Annotated in this window: 18 protein-coding genes; 6 read left to right on the top strand and 12 right to left on the bottom strand. The window is 50.2% G+C overall.

Annotated features, from left to right (window positions below; translation table 11 throughout):
* Positions 1-5: 5 nt before the first annotated feature.
* Positions 6-1169 carry a beta-ketoacyl synthase N-terminal-like domain-containing protein gene (locus FRZ59_RS12495; RefSeq protein ID WP_132128764.1) on the top strand — a complete coding sequence of 388 codons (1164 nt, stop codon included), beginning with the start codon at positions 6-8 and terminating at the stop codon, positions 1167-1169.
* Here FRZ59_RS12495 and FRZ59_RS12490 read toward each other — a convergent pair.
* Positions 1057-2097 carry a glycoside hydrolase family 43 protein gene (locus FRZ59_RS12490; RefSeq protein WP_132128762.1) on the bottom strand — a complete coding sequence of 347 codons (1041 nt, stop codon included), beginning with the start codon at positions 2095-2097 and terminating at the stop codon, positions 1057-1059. The genes FRZ59_RS12495 and FRZ59_RS12490 overlap by 113 nt on opposite strands.
* A 1-nt stretch (position 2098) precedes the next feature.
* Positions 2099-2752, bottom strand: coding sequence for an O-methyltransferase (locus FRZ59_RS12485; protein ID WP_132128760.1), 654 nt, complete (start codon positions 2750-2752; stop codon positions 2099-2101).
* A gap of 224 nt (positions 2753-2976) precedes the next feature.
* Here FRZ59_RS12485 and FRZ59_RS12480 point away from each other — a divergent pair, with 224 nt between their 5' ends.
* The gene (locus FRZ59_RS12480; RefSeq protein ID WP_132128758.1) at positions 2977-3450 is read left to right on the top strand and encodes a DinB family protein; all 474 of its coding nucleotides are present in this window, start codon (positions 2977-2979) and stop codon (positions 3448-3450) included.
* A gap of 7 nt (positions 3451-3457) precedes the next feature.
* Here the strand turns inward: FRZ59_RS12480 and FRZ59_RS12475 are convergent, their stop codons facing one another.
* Both FRZ59_RS12475 and FRZ59_RS12470 read right to left on the bottom strand, forming a co-directional pair.
* On the bottom strand, positions 3458-4570 hold the full coding sequence (locus FRZ59_RS12475; protein ID WP_207910255.1) for an alpha/beta hydrolase: 1113 nt from the start codon (positions 4568-4570) through the stop codon (positions 3458-3460).
* 83 nt (positions 4571-4653) lie between these two features.
* Positions 4654-4857: a hypothetical protein gene (locus tag FRZ59_RS12470; RefSeq protein WP_132128754.1), complete on the bottom strand. Its 204-nt coding sequence runs from the start codon at positions 4855-4857 to the stop codon at positions 4654-4656.
* Between the two features lie 148 nt (positions 4858-5005).
* Between FRZ59_RS12470 and FRZ59_RS12465 the strand changes: the two genes are divergently transcribed.
* Both FRZ59_RS12465 and FRZ59_RS12460 read left to right on the top strand, forming a co-directional pair.
* Positions 5006-5152, top strand: coding sequence for a hypothetical protein (locus FRZ59_RS12465; protein ID WP_158640629.1), 147 nt, complete (start codon positions 5006-5008; stop codon positions 5150-5152).
* Positions 5153-5187: 35 nt separating this feature from the next.
* Positions 5188-7314, top strand: a complete 2127-nt coding sequence (locus tag FRZ59_RS12460) for a phosphocholine-specific phospholipase C (protein WP_132128752.1) — start codon at positions 5188-5190, stop codon at positions 7312-7314.
* A 203-nt stretch (positions 7315-7517) separates the two neighbouring features.
* Here FRZ59_RS12460 and FRZ59_RS12455 read toward each other — a convergent pair whose 3' ends face one another.
* Both FRZ59_RS12455 and dinB read right to left on the bottom strand, forming a co-directional pair.
* Positions 7518-10460: a DNA polymerase III subunit alpha gene (locus FRZ59_RS12455; RefSeq protein ID WP_132128751.1), complete on the bottom strand. Its 2943-nt coding sequence runs from the start codon at positions 10458-10460 to the stop codon at positions 7518-7520.
* A 27-nt stretch (positions 10461-10487) separates the two neighbouring features.
* Positions 10488-11627, bottom strand: a complete 1140-nt coding sequence (gene dinB / locus FRZ59_RS12450; RefSeq protein ID WP_132128749.1) for a DNA polymerase IV — start codon at positions 11625-11627, stop codon at positions 10488-10490.
* 73 nt (positions 11628-11700) lie between these two features.
* Between dinB and FRZ59_RS19135 the strand changes: the two genes are divergently transcribed.
* Together FRZ59_RS19135 and FRZ59_RS12445 are read left to right on the top strand one after the other, a co-directional pair.
* Complete coding sequence (locus FRZ59_RS19135; protein ID WP_225975053.1) at positions 11701-11904, top strand: helix-turn-helix domain-containing protein; 204 nt, start codon at positions 11701-11703, stop codon at positions 11902-11904.
* A gap of 2 nt (positions 11905-11906) precedes the next feature.
* Positions 11907-12509 carry a S24 family peptidase gene (locus FRZ59_RS12445; protein ID WP_225975052.1) on the top strand — a complete coding sequence of 201 codons (603 nt, stop codon included), beginning with the start codon at positions 11907-11909 and terminating at the stop codon, positions 12507-12509.
* Positions 12510-12665: 156 nt separating this feature from the next.
* Here FRZ59_RS12445 and FRZ59_RS12440 read toward each other — a convergent pair whose 3' ends face one another.
* The 6 genes from FRZ59_RS12440 to FRZ59_RS12415 form a co-directional block, all read right to left on the bottom strand.
* Complete coding sequence (locus FRZ59_RS12440; RefSeq protein ID WP_132128745.1) at positions 12666-13538, bottom strand: AraC family transcriptional regulator; 873 nt, start codon at positions 13536-13538, stop codon at positions 12666-12668.
* A 185-nt stretch (positions 13539-13723) separates the two neighbouring features.
* Positions 13724-14452, bottom strand: coding sequence for a (Fe-S)-binding protein (locus FRZ59_RS12435; RefSeq protein WP_132128743.1), 729 nt, complete (start codon positions 14450-14452; stop codon positions 13724-13726).
* A gap of 13 nt (positions 14453-14465) precedes the next feature.
* Positions 14466-15248, bottom strand: a complete 783-nt coding sequence (locus tag FRZ59_RS12430) for an L-fucose dehydrogenase (protein ID WP_132128741.1) — start codon at positions 15246-15248, stop codon at positions 14466-14468.
* Between the two features lie 18 nt (positions 15249-15266).
* Positions 15267-15902 (bottom strand): LutC/YkgG family protein, encoded by a 636-nt coding sequence (locus FRZ59_RS12425; protein WP_158640628.1) that lies wholly within the window; start codon positions 15900-15902, stop codon positions 15267-15269.
* A gap of 10 nt (positions 15903-15912) precedes the next feature.
* The gene (locus FRZ59_RS12420; protein ID WP_132128738.1) at positions 15913-17310 is read right to left on the bottom strand and encodes a LutB/LldF family L-lactate oxidation iron-sulfur protein; all 1398 of its coding nucleotides are present in this window, start codon (positions 17308-17310) and stop codon (positions 15913-15915) included.
* 14 nt (positions 17311-17324) lie between these two features.
* Positions 17325-17768, bottom strand: coding sequence for an L-rhamnose mutarotase (locus FRZ59_RS12415; RefSeq protein WP_132128736.1), 444 nt, complete (start codon positions 17766-17768; stop codon positions 17325-17327).
* Position 17769: the final 1 nt, after the last annotated feature.

Below are 17769 nucleotides of genomic sequence, written 5' to 3'. Positions count from 1 at the left end.
CAACGATGGAAAGGATTGACAAAATAGGCATCGCGGCCTGGGGCAGTATTTCGGCCTTAGGCATAAACGGAGAAGGCGCCTGGGAACGCTACCGGGACAATGCACATTGTTTTACCAAAGCCGGCTTTAGCGAAAACAGCGATTGGATAGCGCCCCTGTCCGGGGAGAGCCAGTCGCAGATCGATGCATTAGCCGAAGAAAAATTAAAGTACCAGCAACTGGATCCCAGCGTAAGATACGCGATTGCCGCTTCCAGGAATGCCGTGCAGCAGGCAGGCTGGGTCGGTATTGATGATCTGGGAATCAATATAGGATCTTCCCGCGGCGCTACCACCGCTTTTGAAAAATACCACGAGCAATTCCTTGAAAACGGGCGGCAGTTTACCGACCCATTAACCTCGCCTGGTACTACGCTTGGGAATATCGCAGGCTGGGCGGCTTCCGATTTAAATGTGAGCGGGCCGGCTATCTCCCATTCGATCACCTGTTCTACCGCTATGCATTCCATCATTAACGCGGTTGTATGGCTAAGATCAGGACATTGCACCCGGTTTCTCGCCGGCGGAAGCGAAGCTCCGCTAACTCCTTTTACCCTGGCGCAGATGAAGGCATTGAAAGTGTATTCAAGACTTGATGATCAGTATCCCTGCCGTTCCATGGATCTTGAAAAGACACAAAGCAGCATGATCCTTGGGGAGGGCGCCGCCTGCTTTTGCCTGGAAAAGGATACTGAAGGGGCGTTGGCTTATGTCAGCGGTATTGGCTACGGTACGGAGGTAATGACGCACGGTGCTTCTCTGTCAGCGGACGCTCTCTGCTTACAGCGATCCATGAAAATGGCATTGAACGGCCATGATCCGGAAAGCGTAAGCGCCGTTGTGCTGCACGCGCCGGGCACGATCCGCGGAGATATGGCGGAGCTGGAGGCGATCAAAGCAGTATTCGGCACACATAAGCCGCTGTTAACTTCCAACAAATGGAAGATCGGACATACTTTTGGCGCTTCCGGCGCATTGAGCATGGAAATGGCCCTGCTTATGCTGCTTCACGATCAATTTATTCAACCGCCTTACCTGGCTCAGCAACGGCAGACGGCGCCGCTGAAAAAGATCCTGGTAAACGGGGTGGGCTTTGGCGGGAATGCCGCGAGTATTTTAATGGAGCGCTGACATTAGCATTTTTCAATGTTTCAAACTCCTTTCCGGAAATCTTTACAATCGTTCCGTGCCGGGTTCCTTTGGGAAAACGGACCCGGCGCGAAACATCTTTCCAGCGTTCCAGGTCTTCCGAAACAACAGCTCCCATCCGGCCTTTTACATATTTGTCAAAATAGACGATCCAGTTATCTTCCAGGCGGGCGGCAGTAGGGCCTTCTGCCCAGTAATTACCGGTCACCGGCGGCCCGGGAGCGCCATAAGGCCCTGTTAGCTCCTCCGCGAAAGCTAAGCGTATATTTTTTTCCGCCGGCCGGCGGGTTTCATTTTTCAGAAACATGATGTAGCTGTTTCCTGATTTTTGAATGGTGGCGTCAATTACATTGAATCCCGGTTCAAGCAGTAATTTCGTTTCGCTGAAGTTTTTAAAATCCCTTGTCGTTGTATAATAGATACGGTGATTGTACCCATCATCCCCGGCAGCGAGGGTTTCCGGAAAACGGCCGGTAATCGTAGTGGCCCAATAGATCATGTACAGGCCTTCTTCCGGATCATAAGTGATTTCCGGCGCCCAGCAATTCCTTGCAGCGGGTTCATGCTCCATCACGGGAATATACTTTTGTACTGGCCAATGGATCAGGTCAGGAGAGCTGGCGTAACCGATCCCCTGCCCCTGCCAGCCTACCGTCCATACCATATGGAATTGACCGTCACCGCCCCTTATTATACAGGGATCGCGCATCAGCCTGTCTTTTCCAACCGCAGGCTTTAATAGTGGCTGTCCCTTGTGCAAGGCGGTAAAATGATAACCGTCTTTACTGTAAGCCAGGTGCAGGCCGTCTTCGCCATTTCCCGTGAAATAGGAAAAAAGAAAAATGCTGTCCTGAGCCTGCGCCGCCGCTCCGGCATAAAAGAAGAAAATAATAAACAGCCAGCCTCTCATGCTATTTTTTAAGGCTTATGGCAATACCCGAGCTGCTGGACTTGTCCACAATTGTTTCGTAGCCCTGCTGTTTTTTTACAAAGTCCATGTACTCCTGTATCCCGTTCATGTTCTGAAGTACGTTATGAGCTGTAAACCGGCCGCCTTCTTCAAGCTTAGGATCAATATCCTTGAAATACTGCACGTACCAGTCCTTATCCGCGTCTGAAAAGACAAAGTCGAAAGGCCCTTCCAGCTCTTTCACAAGCTGATGGGCATTGCCCAGCCTGAAATCCACAAAATCGGATAAGCCGGCAGCTTCCAGGTTTTCGATGGCTTGCTTCTGTCTTTCTTTGTCAATTTCTATTGTTATGAGCTTGCCGCCGGTCTTACTGAGCGCCCAGGCGATCCAGATCGTCGAATGTCCGGTGGAAGTGCCAATTTCCAACGCAGACTGGTAGTTATTGTCCACAATGAGGTCGTATAATACCTGCCCGTCCTCAAAAGGCACGTTCAGATCATTCCATTCCTGCCGGTGTTCTTCCAGGAATTTTTGCACCCGTTTATCCAGCTCACTTTGGTCATTCATATCCTGGGCAATGCTTCCTGCTGCCAGCCCGGAAAACAAGATGCATAATAAAACCGGTTTGAGTTTGAGTTTGACTAGTGCTTTCATGATTACCTGTTGTTATGGTTATCGAAATTGATTTGAGTATTCATCGAATAGTTCCTGCACCTGCAGGTTCAAATCAGGGCCTGCTGCCCTTCATACACGCACTTTGAATACCTACAAAATTAATGTTTTCTATTTCGCTTTCTATCGGGTACGGAAATTTTTCCTGAGTACCACAATTACTAAATTCGCCGGTGCGATAAGTTTAAAACAATGAATGTGTACTGATGAACAGGAAAATTGAAAGCATTAAAAAATTCAGGCTTTTCTTATTGAAGCAAATTGAGGACTTGACAATACCTCAACTTAACGAAATCCCTGCCGGATACAACAATAATATTATCTGGAACCTGGGACACCTTATTTGTGCCGAACAAACTATGTGTTACACCCGGGCCGGTTTAGCTGTTACTGTCGAAGAGAAGTACCTTTCACCGTTTATGTCCGGCACTAAACCTGAACGATCCCTGAGCGAAGGGGAAATCAAATTCATTAAAGAGATATTTATCGCATCCCCTGACAATTTACAAATAGACTTTGACAACAATATATTCCAAAACTACTCCCCTTCCGCCGGTATAAAAAAGGTTTACGAAATCGAAGTAAATAACATTGACGAGGCGTTAGACTACCTGCTTTATCATGAAGGCCTTCATACAGGATATGTCATATCCTTGAAGAAGTTACTAATGGGAATATAAAGAAATATCATCCCTTACGCGATCTTACCCAGGCGGCAAATGCTTCAATCCCATCAATGACTGCCTCAAAGCGGAGGGAATGGAACAAGTCAAAGGTGTGCTGAGCGCCTGGCAGTTCAGCATACACTACGGGGCTTGATGAAGCAAGCTGCAGCTTACGGGCAAAGTTCCGGGCGTCTTCCACGATCACAATCGTATCCTGATAGCCGTGTACCATAAAAACCGGCGGCGCATCCGGGCGAACGTAAGCCAGCGGCGACGAAGGGTTCGGCCCCCCGGCAGTGACGGAGCCATAGTAACCGTATAAGGAAATAGCGGCGGCAACAGAAGTATCTGTATGCTCAAAATCAGGCTGGAATGCGGGATCGTTGGGTGTCAGGGCGGCCATAACGGCCAGACAGCCGCCTGCAGAGCTGCCCGCTGTAAATATTGTCGCAGGATCAGCGCCGTACCGGCCGCCATATTCACGCACCCAGGCAATGACCTTCTTAAGATCAATAAGATGATCAGGAAACCGCGCTGCCGGGCTTAGCCGGTAATTCGCGCTGATACATAGCCAACCCTGGTTCGCCAGCCTGTAGAGGAGCGGAAGCGCTTCGCGGTTTTTCCAGCCGCTTCGGAACGCTCCCCCATGCAGATATATCAGGGTCGGACAATTCGGGGGAAGATCGCGATGATGGTAGACATCGAGCAGATTCCATTTACCCGCATCGCCGTAAGCGATATTCGCCACGCGTTTTACACTTGGTCGGCTGACGAAGAACGGAGCGAACAGAATACAGGAAAAGGAAGGACGTTGCTCCAAAAGCGCAGCCATGCGGGTATCAATTGCGTCCCGCCAACCGGCGCCAAGACGATCATTCAATGCCTGGCAGACTGACTGATCCGCCCGCAGCTGACGCTTTACGATAACCGCCAGACCGATTGTTGCGAGAACGGCCAGGCCAAACGCAATCCAGCCAGCCGGCGAATTGACAATATGTTGTTGAAAAGCCGACAAAGTAGAAGTAAACAGCCAGAAAAAAACCAGGAAAGGTAACTCATTGAATAAATAACCAAACCAAAAGCTCCAATTAAACGGCCCCGACCGCCGTGGCTTCAGCGGCCTCAGTGCAAGCATTGTGCAACACAGAATGTAAGAAACCGTTATCAGGTAGCCAATTGGAAATGTTTCAGAATGATGCATACCAGCTTTACAGAATCCTACCGGATCGTATTCCGCAGGACTTTAAGGCAGACAATATAGTGATAAGTGAGCCGGCAAATAATTCCTATCATTTTGAAACTATCTTCGTAAAGATAGGGATGAAGGCCGGGCAGCTTTATCTTGTCGTTTAATGCGGATAATGTAAAGGAACCCAACACAAAGAATAGAAAAATATAAGGTGTTTTTTTTATGCTTTCCATCGTCTATGGCCATTGAGGATGTATCGGGTACCAGCTTTAAGGATTATTTTGAGAAGGTGGTCTTCCCTAAAGCGCCGAATCGGAACGTCCCCTGGAGGTGAGCATCGGTTCCGGAGGCAGGCTGATTCTTTATGATCCAAATGACGGCATGAAAAACAGTTACCTTCCTATAAATGATTCCACATTCGTGGAGACAAATGATGCATCGGAAATAAGCTTCGCGACCGATATACAGACCGGCCAGGTAAAAAGCATGGATTTCAGCGGAGCGTTCACTTTTTATAAAATCAGGTAAAATCCTTACCTTCCTTTCCTGCATAATTACAAGACATGACTAAACTAAACAGGCGGAAATTTATTACCATGACCACCGGGGCGGGCATTGCAACAGCTCTTTGGGGACCATTGCTACAGAAGGCGCTGGCCGTACAGGCGCACAATGCCAGCCGTTCGATCAACGATGTAAAGCACATTGTTATCCTGATGCAGGAAAACCGGTCTTTCGATCATTACTTCGGGGCAATGAAGGGCGTGCGCGGGTTTGGAGACCGGTTTCCTGTTCCTTTGGAAAGCGGCCGGCGTGCTTTTCACCAATCTGACGGAAACCAGGTAGTCCCTCCCTACCGGGCGCACGGAAAAACCTCCAATGCCGCATTGGTCCAAGGTACGCCCCATAATTTTTCCGATATGCAAGCCGCCTGGAACCAGGGGAAATACGGTTTCTGGCCCTTATTCAAAACCCCGTATTCCATGGCCTACTATACCAGGGAAGAAATTCCTTTCCAGTATGCGATGGCGGAATCGTTCACCATATGTGATGCTTATTTTTGTTCCATTGCTACCGGAACCGACCCCAACAGGATCGTCTTTTGGTCAGGTGCTAATTTCGATCCGGAAAAGCGCGCTGCAGGAATTAACTGTACGGATGCAGATTCAGAGCCGGTCAATCTTCGCTGCTGGATAACCGGCGCCTTGCCCAAGCCGGGGTACACCTACAAGGGGAATGCTTTCAAGTGGCCCACTATTCCCGACGTACTGGATAAAGAAGGGGTCAGCTGGCGTATTTACCAGGATCCGAATGACAACTGGACGGGAGCCATGCACGGCTGCCTGGCGTTTGAAAGTTTTCGCGAGGCAAAACCGGGTTCGTCCATTTATGAGAACGGTATGCGGCACTGGACGCTGGAAAACCTGAAAAAGGACGTACTGAATGATACCCTCCCGCAGGTGAGCTGGGTGCTGCCCTCGCAAAAAGACTCCGAACATCCCGGCGCGCCCTCCAGTCCCTACAGGGGAGCCGACTTTACCCATGAGGTATTGGAAGCCATCACTTCGAATCCGGAAGTATGGAGCAAAACGGTTTTCTTTCTGACCTTTGATGAGAACGACGGCTTTTTCGACCATCTTCCGGCGCCCGCCGTTCCTTCTTATAACCTGGATAATACGCTGGCCGGAAAATCCACGACAGATCTTGCGGGAATGTATTTTGATAACAGCAAGGGCGAACATAACTACTTGGACAAACGGGATACGATCTCAGGCAATTTACGTCCCTGGGGAATGGGCCCGCGGGTTCCCATGTATATTTTGTCTCCCTGGAGCAAGGGCGGCTGGGTAAATTCCGAAGTGGCCGATCATACATCAGTAGCACAGTTCATCGAAAAACGTTTCGGTATAACCATACCCGCCATTACACCCTGGCACAGAGCGGTAAGCAGCGACCTGACGTCTGCATTTGACTTTGTCACCCCGAACGATCCCAAATTTCCGGCTATGCCGGACACTTCCGACCATGCGCTTCGGGATGAGGCCTCTAAACGCCTGCCCAAGGCTGTTGCCCCGAACACACCTTCTTCGCTCTACCAGGAAAAGGGCACGCGATTTTCCCGCGCACTGCCTTATCGCTTGCATTGCCATTGCCAGGCGAAAAAAAACGAAAATAAAATTAAACTGATCTTCGAAAACAAGGGCGAGGCGGGCGCCGTATACCATGTTTACGACCTTTATAATTTAGATGCTATTCCTAAGCGGTATACGGTAGAAGCGGGTAAATCCCTTGACGATGAATGGACGCTGCCTTCGGAAGGAAAGTACGATCTGGAGGTTTTTGGCCCGAATGGCTATTTCCAGAAATTCTCGGGCAGTATCCTGATGAATGAACCTGTTGCCACGATAGATTATGACCACAGGAAGGGCGGGATATCCATCACGCTGCAAAATCCGGGCAGCAGCCCCTTGCAATTAGCGATCTCCGCTAACGCATATGATCATCCGGGAGAGAACTCCTTTACCATTGACCCCGGAAAAAACAAGAAAAAACGCTGGGAACTGGCCGGCAGCGGAAACTGGTACGACTTCTCGGTCAAATCAGCAGACGGATACCTGCATCGTTTCGCCGGCCGGGTAGAAACCGGCAGGCATAGTGTCAGCGATCCTGCGATGGCCGCTGAGATTTAGTGTCGGGGTGATGAAAAAGAAGGGCCAATCCATTCCGGTTAACAAGCTGCCCGAAGAATTTGAGGCGGGAATCGCTGTTGGATGTCAGGAACAAGGCATTGAACATCATGCAGCAATTCAACATTCATCCCCCTACCCTGCAAATTGAAACAACAGACGGTGGTTGTGCGTGGAAGGATTGCTGAAGCAGGGTATGAGTCGTTTTATTCGCTGCGCGGATCCGGTTTCAGCGGTAATTTCGCGCAGCGGGCCACGTCCAGCGCCGGACACCCAAAGTCCAGCACGACCTTTCCTTCCAGCAGGTACAGCCCGTTTCCCCGCAGCGGATACTGCGCCAGCGAAGGCGCAAAATGGATGGTATCAAAGAAGTCACCGTGGACGTCAAAGAAGGTGCCGAATTTCATGCGTTTTCCATTTTTGGTTCGTACGTCCTTATCGGTTACAAAGTCTCCCACCATTCGCAGGGTTTGCCCTTCCGATAGTGCGAGATCTTTGGCAGTTCTGTCGCCCCGGAAGCCGCTTTTAGCCAGTTCAAACATGCTTGCCGAAACGGGAAAGCCTACCAGCTCAATCTCGTCATAGATATCCTCGATGCCGGTAGACTCCAGCGGAGGCAGCACCGGCTTTACAGCGCTGCTCCGGAACAGCGGCGGCGGCAGTGACTCCTGCTGACGTTTCTGTCCCGCCAGCAGCAAATGCGCCTCCCAGAGGAGTTCTTTCTTTCCTGTTCCCAGAAACCGGAAAGCGCCCGCGCGGATGAGTATGACCAGCTGGTCCAGTCCCGCTCCCGTGCGGAGTACAAAGTTTTCCAAGCCGGTGTAAGGTCCGCTTTGCTCCCGTTCCACGCTAATGCCCAAAGCCAGCTTGCTGTCCAGGTTCAATAAACAGTCAAAGCCAAGGTAAATCTCTTTCCCATCGATACTTGCCGTGTATCCGCTTCGGTTCACGCAGGGCGGCGTCACCGTTCCCCCGGCTTTGCGCGCTTCGTTGACATACACCCTACGGTGGTAAAACCCGCCGTAATTATTTAATACCGCAACCATAAATTCCAGCGGATAGTAGGTCTTCAGGAACAGGCTTTGATAGCTTTCTACGGCGAATGAAGCGCTGTGGGCCTTGTTAAAGCTGTAGCCGGCGAAGGATTCCATCTGCCGCCATATTTCCCGCGATACGCTTTCGGTGTACCCCATCCTCCGGCAATGGTCAAAATACTTCTCTTCAATTTCCACAAGATGAGCTTTATCGCGGTATTTACCTGACATCATCCGCCGCAGCACGTCCGCGTCAGCAAGGTCCAGGCCGCCAAAGTGATGGCCTATCTTCATCACGTCCTCCTGGTAGACCATCACCCCGTAAGTTTCTTCCAATTGCTCCCGGAACACAGGATGCGGGTACACCACCTTGGAAGGATCGTGATGACGCTCGATAAACGCCTTCATCATCCCGCTGCCAGCTACTCCGGGCCGGATAATGGACGAGGCGGCCACGAGTGTAAGGTAATCGGCGCATTGCAGCTTCGTGAGCAGCTGGCGCATGGCTGGTGATTCAATGTAAAAACAACCGATCGTATTCCCTGTTCTTAACTGCTCAGCGATTTTCGGATCGCTAAAAAACCTTTTGGGACATTCGGTACTGACCGTCTCTCCCCGATTCTGTTTAATAATCTCCCGGCAGTCACGGATATGTCCGATGCCGCGCTGGGACAGAATATCGAACTTTTCAAAACCGATGTCTTCGGCCACGTACATGTCAAACTGCATGGTGGGAAGCCCTTTGGGCGGGTAATCCAGTGCGGAATAATGCGTCAGGGGCCGTTCGGAGATCAACACGCCGCTCGCATGGATAGTACGCTGATTAGGAAAATCCTCCAGCCGGCTGCAGACCGAAAGGATCAGTTCGGTGACTTCATTCTTGTTGAGCAGGTGCTGCGGTTCATGGATCAGCCGGTCAATTTCCCCTTTAGGGAGCCCGTATACCTTTCCCAGTTCCCGCATCATGCTGCGTCCGCGAAATGTACTCATTGCCCCCATCAGTGCCGTATGACCGCTTTGGTAGCGTCGGAAAATATAATCGTACATTTCATCGCGGTCCTTCCAGGAGAAGTCAATATCGAAATCCGGCGGGGACTTTCGTTTTGGATTTAAAAACCGCTCGAAATACAGGTCCAGCTCTACCGGACAGACATCGGTTATGCCCAGGCAGTAGGCCACAATGGAATTAGCCCCGCTACCGCGGCCTACATAATGAAACGAACGCCCCCGGGCATACCGGCAGATATCGTCGGTAATCAGAAAATAGGATGAAAAATGGAGGTCATCAATGATATCCAGCTCTTTCAGGGCCCGCTCCCGCGCCACCCGGTCATTTTTCCCATACCTCCGGACCAAGCCGTCCATCGTATATTTATAAAGCAGCTGTTTATCATCGTAGTGATTGCCGGTAAAAGCCGCTTTGTTTTTCACCGACTTAAAATCAAAGTCGAACGCGCATTCAGCAAGCAGGCGCGTGGTGCTGCGTATTAACTGCGGAAAAGACTGGTATGCGCGAAGCAGTTTTCCTTTTTCAAGGAATACTTCCTCCCGGGGCGCCACCTGCGCCCCTTCCAGCTGTGAGATCAGCACATTGTGGTCGATCGCCCGGAGCTGACAGTGCAGCTTATAATCCTTCGCGTCAAAGGAAACCGGCGCCAGGATCACATGGCGCTCCAAGGTCTTTTCGGACTCCATGATCAGGCGGTTTACCTCCGGCGGCCGGACGCCGATATACTCGTTTTCCCTCAGCGATCGCGCTGAATAGCTGCCGAAGGGATAAACTACCAGGGCATCGTTAAATGCCGGCGCACGTTCCGGCAAGGTTCCCCCTTCCCGGTTACGGGCTGTCATCAGCTCGTTAAGCTCCCTGAAGCCCTGTTCATTTTTCGCGATACCGATATACAGCAACCGGCCTTCATTCCGGTACTCCATTCCCGCAAGGATCGTCACCCCCGCTTCCCTCCCCAGCCGGATCATCTCCAGCACCCCGGTGCTGTTGTTGATATCCGACAGCACGGCCGTATCGTATCCATGAGTTAGCATCCCCTCAATCAGCTCCGCCGGGCTCAGGGTCCCGTAGCGCAGGCTGTAATAACTATGCACATTCAACAGCATCTTCGGATCAGGATTAGAATACGTCGTTTAAAGGCATACTGCACGCATGACAGAACGGCTGCCATAGCGGTTACGTATCCGGTCCATCGCCGAGGTCAGCTCGATCTCTTCCAGCGTATCGGCAAACAGATCAGCCTGGCGCGACCCGTGGATCAGGTGAGAGAATCTGATCCCGATGAGGCGGATCAGCATTCTGCGGCTGTATAGCTTTTTAAACAAGCTCATCGTCGTTTCCAGCAATACTTTATCCGAACTGGTATATCCCAGGCGCAGCTGCTGGGTATGGGTATCAAAATTGCTGTAGCGGATCTTTAACGTAAGACAGCCGGCAAGCTTCCCTTCCTGCCGCAAATCAAAAGCAAGCGCATCCACCATCCCTGCCAGCGTCTTTCGAAGCTGCTGTATATCAATCGTATCGGTATGAAAAGTAGTTTCCTTGCTCATGCTTTTCTGCTCCCGCAAGGGCACGACCGGGCTCGCATCCATTCCGTTCGCCTTTCGCCAGATGCTAATGCCATTTTCCCCCAGCACCCGATACAAGGTGCCCATCTCCATTTGCTGCAGCGTCCCGCATCGGGCAATGCCCATATTGCGCAGCTGAGCGTATGTTTTTGCCCCGATCATGGGTATCTTCCTGATCGAAAGCGGCGCAAGAAACCCTTTTTCACTACCGCTCAGCACCTGGCGCTGCCCGCAGGGTTTGGCTTCGCCGGTAGCGATCTTACTGACGGTCTTACTAGAGGACAAGCCAAAAGAAATCGGAAGCCCGGTTTCGCGGATAATGCGCGCGCGCAGCTCGCCGGCGTACTTCCAGCACCCAAAAAAGCGATCCATGCCCGTCATATCAATATAATGCTCGTCAATGCTCGCCTTCTCCACCACCGGCGCCTGCTCCTGGATAATTCCGGTAACCAGGTTCGAGTACTTGCTATACAGCTCATGATCGCCCCGCACGACCACTGCCTCGGGGCAAAGCCGGAGCGCCAGCTTCATGGGCATGGCCGAATGCACGCCGAACTTCCTCGCCTCGTAGGAACATGAAGCCACCACCCCGCGGTCGCTGCCCCCGCCGATCAACACCGGCCTGTCTTTCAATTTACTGTTCACCAACCGCTCTACCGACACAAAAAACGTATCCATATCAGCATGTACGATATGCCTTTCCATACAAACCAGAATATTTTACCTATATTTGACACGATTAATGACAATCATGTGTCACTAATAGTATCAAAGAAAAATGACATCGCAAAAAATATTTTTCTGCAGCAACCTCAAATTCCTCCGCGAGCGAAAAAAAATAAGCCAGGAAGCGCTGGCCGAAAAACTTCACATCACCCGATCCAAGCTAAATGCCCTGGAAAACGGCCAGACCAAAGCCCCCAGCCGGCGGACTACCTGGCCGTCTCAGAATATTTCCGCATCAGCATTGACAGCCTTCTGAAGGTGGACTTACCCAAACTCGGCGAACTGCACCTGCGCGAACTGGAAGCCGGCAACGACGTCTACCTGAAAGGCAGCAATCTCCGGATCTTAGCCATTACCGTGAATAAAAGCAACCAGGAAAACGTGGAATACGTCCCCGTAAAGGCGAAAGCCGGCTATGCCGCCGGCTACAATGACCCGGAATTCATTGCTTCGCTCCCCAGGTATCACATTCCCAACCTTCCCAAAAACAAAACCTTTCGCATTTTTCCCACCACCGGCGACTCCATGCTTCCCTTCCCCGAAGGCACGGACATCGTTGCCGAATACCTCCAGGACTGGACCTCCCTCAAACCCGGCACTCCCTGCATCGTGCTTCTGAAATCAGACGGGCATGATCTTCTCTTTAAACTCCTCACCTACCAGAAAAAAGAAAACCACTTCCTCCTCCGCTCCCTCAACCATCTCTACGCCCCTTACACGGTTCCCGCAGAAGAAATCCTGGAAATCTGGAAGTACCACAGTCACCATACCCGCCAGCTGCCGGAATCCACACCACTCCACCAGGTAATGACCGCAATTGCGGCAATGCAGGAGGAAATAAGGGAGTTGAAAAGGAGTTAGGGTAACTTACGGCAATTCGCAATTTGGCACTAAGAGGGATCTTTTGCAAGTTTTAGAGGCTGGAATGCCACCTATAATATAGTTATTCATGATGAATGAAACCACCGGCCAAAACCGGGTCGCTAAGCTTCAGCAAATGATCATGAAGGTATTATATCATTCCAGGGAAACGATCCCTTTTCGGTACTCATTAGGGCTTTTACCAGTAAATCTTTTAAAGAATTTGTTGAAATTCGTCATACTTTGAAAGCCAGACTCGAAGCAAACCCTGGAAACACTCAAATCCTTCTTTAATAAAAGCTTGCATGCATGTCCAATACGGACCTCGTTGATAAAGTAGGAGAAATTCTTTTGAGTATGTGTTTTGAAATACCGGCAGAAAGCATTTGGGGACATGTTAGCAATCGCGGCAACTTCTTCTAATTTTATCTGTGTTGTGAAATTTTTCAATACATACTCGTAGACCTCGTTTATACGCCGCGCTTCATTTTCATTGTAGGAATTTACATAACTGATGCCTGTCAGCATTTCGTATTCCCTGGCTTCGGATAGTTCGTATAGGACGGTAAAAATGTCAATACTTTTTTTCAAGCCGTTAGATTGTCCTGTGTTTATAAGAATGCTGGCGATTCGCTCCCGCGCCTTGCCCTCAAGTTTTATTCCCCTTACGGCATTTACCAGCAATTTCTTCAGCTTCTCTGCACCTGGTAACGCAAGCACGCAGTTTTCCAGCCATTCCTTTTTAAAATAAGTAACAATCGATCGGGCCAGCAGCCCCTCCTTTTGTTTGTAGTACTCGTTATCATTGAACCAGGCATGTGGCAGGTTCGGGCCGACAAAAACCATGTCGCCGCCTTTGAAGTTCTCTACGCGATCTCCAATTACCCTTTTGCCCGTACTCTCCAGCACCAACACCAACTCGTAGTCGTTATGAAAATGGTGTGAATTGGTAAAATAAGGAGCTGTTATTTCTTTAATCTTGAATGAATCGAGTAAGACATAATCCAGGTTAACTAATTGTGGCTTCATAAAATGGCATATAGATCCCTATACAAAACTACACTAAATATGCAAACAGGTCAATCCATAGACCTTCGACCCACCCGGTTAGATTCTTACTTATTGTTGAATGGCATCTTTCTTTTGAATACGCCCGCTTTAATGTCCAACCGGAAACCCAGGATGGCAGCGAACTGATCAGCGGTTTAAGCGCCCTACCAGCCTGAAGCGAGTACGTCGGCGATGTGCATGGTTTTGATCGGATGTTTGTGCTTTTTTATGTATGCTTCCAGGTGCATCAGGCAGGAAAGGTCTGTAGAAATAATGTATTCTGCACCTGTTTCCATCGCGCTGATCACTTTTTGCTCCGCCATAGCTACTGAAATAGGTTCGTACTTCACGGCAAAAGTCCCTCCGAAGCCACAGCAAGTTTCGCAGCCGTCCGCTTCCCGAAGTTCCAACCCTTTCACATGAGCCAGCAGCTTTCTTGGAGCATCCCGGATATTACATTCCCGGAGAGCGCCACAAGCATCGTGATACGTACCTGTGCCCTTCATTACGGCCCCTACTTCATTTGCCTGAAGTACGTCTGCTACAAATTCGGTAAACTCGTAAAGGCGTTTCTGTACCGGGATCGCAGACGATGGCACAGGAAATTTCGTGCCGCCAGGCAAGAGTTTGTGGTAATAATTCCGGACAAAACCGGTACAGGAGCCGCTGGGCGACACGACATAATCGGCATTGCTGAAGTCCTTAACAAATTTTTCTGCCACCGCCGCCGCTTCATCCCAATAACCTGCATTAAACGCCGGCTGACCGCAGCAGGTCTGACTGGAATTATAGGAAATTTCACAACCCAGCCTTTTTAGTACTTTAACCATGTTAAAGGCGGTATTTGGAAATAGCTGATCAACGAAACATGGAATAAAGAGCTGTACGCGCATTTTTTAACAGACATTAATGAATGGTACGATCCAGGTGAACAAAACCTCCGTCAACATGGAACAACTGACCGGTCGTGTGACTGGAGCGATCCGACAAGAGGAATGCGACGGCGTTCCCAAGTTCTTCTGCAGTGGTCATCCTTTTCCCCAGCGGAATAGTGGAACGAATGGAAGTAAGTTTCGCTTCCGGGTCCGGAAAGGTGCTTACCCATTTTTCATATAAAGGAGTCCAGCAATCGCCCACAATCACCGCGTTCACGCGAATGCCGTATTTCAAAAGCTCAACCGCCCATTCGCGGGTCAGGGCATTCCTTCCTCCATTGGACGCGGCGTAGGCCGAGGTGCTTCCCTGCCCGGTTTCAGCTGTCCGGGAGCTGATATTCACAATGGCTCCTTTCGACTCCCGCAATGCCGGAAGCGCATAGTGGGCCATCAGGTAATAATGGATAAGATTTCGGTGAAGACTTGCCAGAAAGTCCTCATAGCTGCCGTTTTCCAGCCCGACGCCATCATTTACTCCGGCGTTGTTAACCAGCCCGTCAATGCGGCCAAATTTATCCAAAATGAGTTTTACTGCATTTTCGCTGTCCCCGGGCCGGGTTAGTTCGGCCGTCACGGCAAACGCGATTCTTCCCTCCCGCTCAATTTCAGCAACCGCCTGCATGTTATCCTGTTCATTCCGGCCAGCAATGACCGGAACCGCTCCTTCCTGAGCCAGAACCCTGGAGATTCCCTTTCCAACTCCCTTTGCTCCGCCTGTGACGATAATGATTTTATTTTCCAGATTCAGATCCATATGACTCCTATATTCTGTTCAAAACTTGTCGTCAAGTATAAACACATACACTTCTATCGGGCCGTGTACCCCAAGGACCAATGTTTTTTCAATGTCGCCCGTGCGGCTGGGTCCGGAGGCAAAGAAAAGCGCGGAGGGCCATTCATCGCTGAATTTATTCCCGAATGCTTCAAAGGCGTCCTCGAGGTCCGGCAGCACCTGGCTTCTTTCAGCCAGTACAATATGCACGGGACTGTATACTGAAAAGGCGCGGCCTGAGGATTGCCCGGAACTCATTGCAACGGTTCCTGTACGGGCGATCAGAAATTCACAGCCGGTGATCCCGGCATCCGGTTCGCCCTCAGCATTAATAAAGGGAAGGATGTGTAGTCGCAGGCTTTCTGTCAGAGCAGCTGACAGGCAGGCAACATTCGTCCATTTTTTTTCTGACACTAGCGCTTCCAGCTTCGAAACAAATTCTTTTTTCTCCTTACAGAAAATGACTTCTCCCTGCAAAGCCCGAAATTCCGAAGCGAACTGCTCACACAGATCTGCCCCGGAGGTTTCAAACACCGGGTAATGCGCCTCCTGTCCCGGATACGGCTGTTCCACCGCATTAAGCAAAGCCATTCTGATCTTTTTCAGGATAATTTCCCGCGTTTGATGTATTCCCATTTTCCCACGTTTAAACCGCTCGCTCTTCTCCCGCATCTAGGTACTTTTTCCATTGCTCGTTAAAAGATTTACCCGGGAAAACCGGCAGCTCTCTTTCATTTCCCCAGGCACTTTTAAAAAGATTCTTCATGAAGAAGTTTTTTGTCCCTTCATTGGCGATGTTAAGGACCGAACGGCTGAGCATTGCGCGCTTCCATGCGTACCATGTAAACGCTTCTGTCCTGGTTCCTGACTTTTCCTTTACCGCCTGCTGCCGGTTATCCAGCAACAGTTCATGCAAATTGATGCGGACAGGGCATACTTCCGTACAGGCGCCGCATAAAGAAGACGCGTAACTTAAGTGCTTATAATTACGGGAACCCCTGAGCTGCGGCGTTATCACCGCACCGATTGGCCCGCTGTAGGTAGTGTTATAAGTGTGGCCGCCGATATTTTTGTAAACCGGGCATACATTCAGACATGCGCCGCAACGAATGCAGTACAAGCCTTCCCGGGCCTTCACGTCTGCCAGAATATTTGTCCGTCCGTTATTTAGCAGGATGACGTACATCTCCTCGGGGCCGTCTGCTTCCTTGGGACGTTTCGGGCCGGTGAATATGCTATTGTACACCGTAATTTTCTGTCCGGAGCCATGAGTGGCAAGCAGCGGCCAGAATAGATGAAGGTCTGCAACAGAAGAAAGGACTTTTTCAATACCGGCAATGGCAATATGCGTTTTCGGAAAACTGCTCGTCAGCCGCGCATTCCCTTCGTTTTCCGTTACGGCCACACCGCCGATATCGGCGAGTAGAAAATTTACGCCGGTAATCCCTATTTCGGCTTCCCGGAATTTTTTTCGCAGCTTTTTTCGCGCAAATAAGGTAAGCTGCCGTGGAGGGAGGCCAGGCAAAGCGTCTAATTTATCGTGAAACAGCTGGGCCACCTCTTCCTTGCTCTTATGCATGGAAGGGGCGACAATATGATAAGGAGGTTCGCCGGCGAGCTGCTGGATATATTCTCCAAGATCTGTTTCGATAACGTCAATGCCGCGATCTTCCAGAAACGGGTTGAGGTGGATCTCCTCCGTTACCATGGACTTGCTTTTGACAACGGTACGGGCATTTTTCGCTTTACATATCGTCCCTATTTCGTCCAGCGCCTGCTGTGCGTTTTCCGCCCAGATAACTTTTCCGCCATGCCGCGTAAACTTTTCCTCGAATTCTTCGAGCCGCCTATCCAGGTACTCAATCGCCTTCCATTTACTGTTTTTTGCCAGTCTCCGGGCAGCGGCTAAGTCGGAAAATTGTTCCTTTCCCTTTTGAAAAGCATCGTCAGACTGCTTCAGCGCATGGTTGATCTTTCTCCGATGCTCCAGGTCGCTGACTTTTTCCCTGCTCCGGGCCAGGAAAGCCGCTTCAAGTTGATTCATAAATCTATGTTAGTTTAATCCATATGAAAAACTTCTTCCATACCGGCCCATATCTTGCCTTCAGCAGCGGCTTGCGGCAAAGGGATCTGGCAGGGATCTGTTTCTGTCCACCAGCGTTGCGTGGTGGTATCCGCGGCGATTTTCTTCATATCGGCTTCATAGTTATCCCCTGTGTATTCATAGTAACTAAACAGGTAGTAATTGCCTTCTATCTCCTGCAGATAAATTGAATAGTTGCGAACATTACATTCTTTCAGTTTCTTTAAAACCCCTTCCCAGGTATTGGCATGCAGTTCCTTGTAGTAGGCCGCTTTTTCAGGCTTCAGGCCGGTTACCATCCCTATCCTTAAGGGCTTTTCCGGCCCGGCAGTCTTTTCGGAATTGTCAGCTGTTTGCTGCTTACAGGCAATCGCGCAGGCCAGTAAGGTGATTACCCCGATGTGTTTTATATATTTCATA

Origin of the sequence: Anseongella ginsenosidimutans (assembly GCF_008033235.1) — a bacterium.
Lineage (GTDB): Bacteria > Bacteroidota > Bacteroidia > Sphingobacteriales > Sphingobacteriaceae > Anseongella > Anseongella ginsenosidimutans.
Note: the sequence above shows the minus strand (reverse complement) of the source record. Positions and strands in the feature narration are given on the sequence as shown.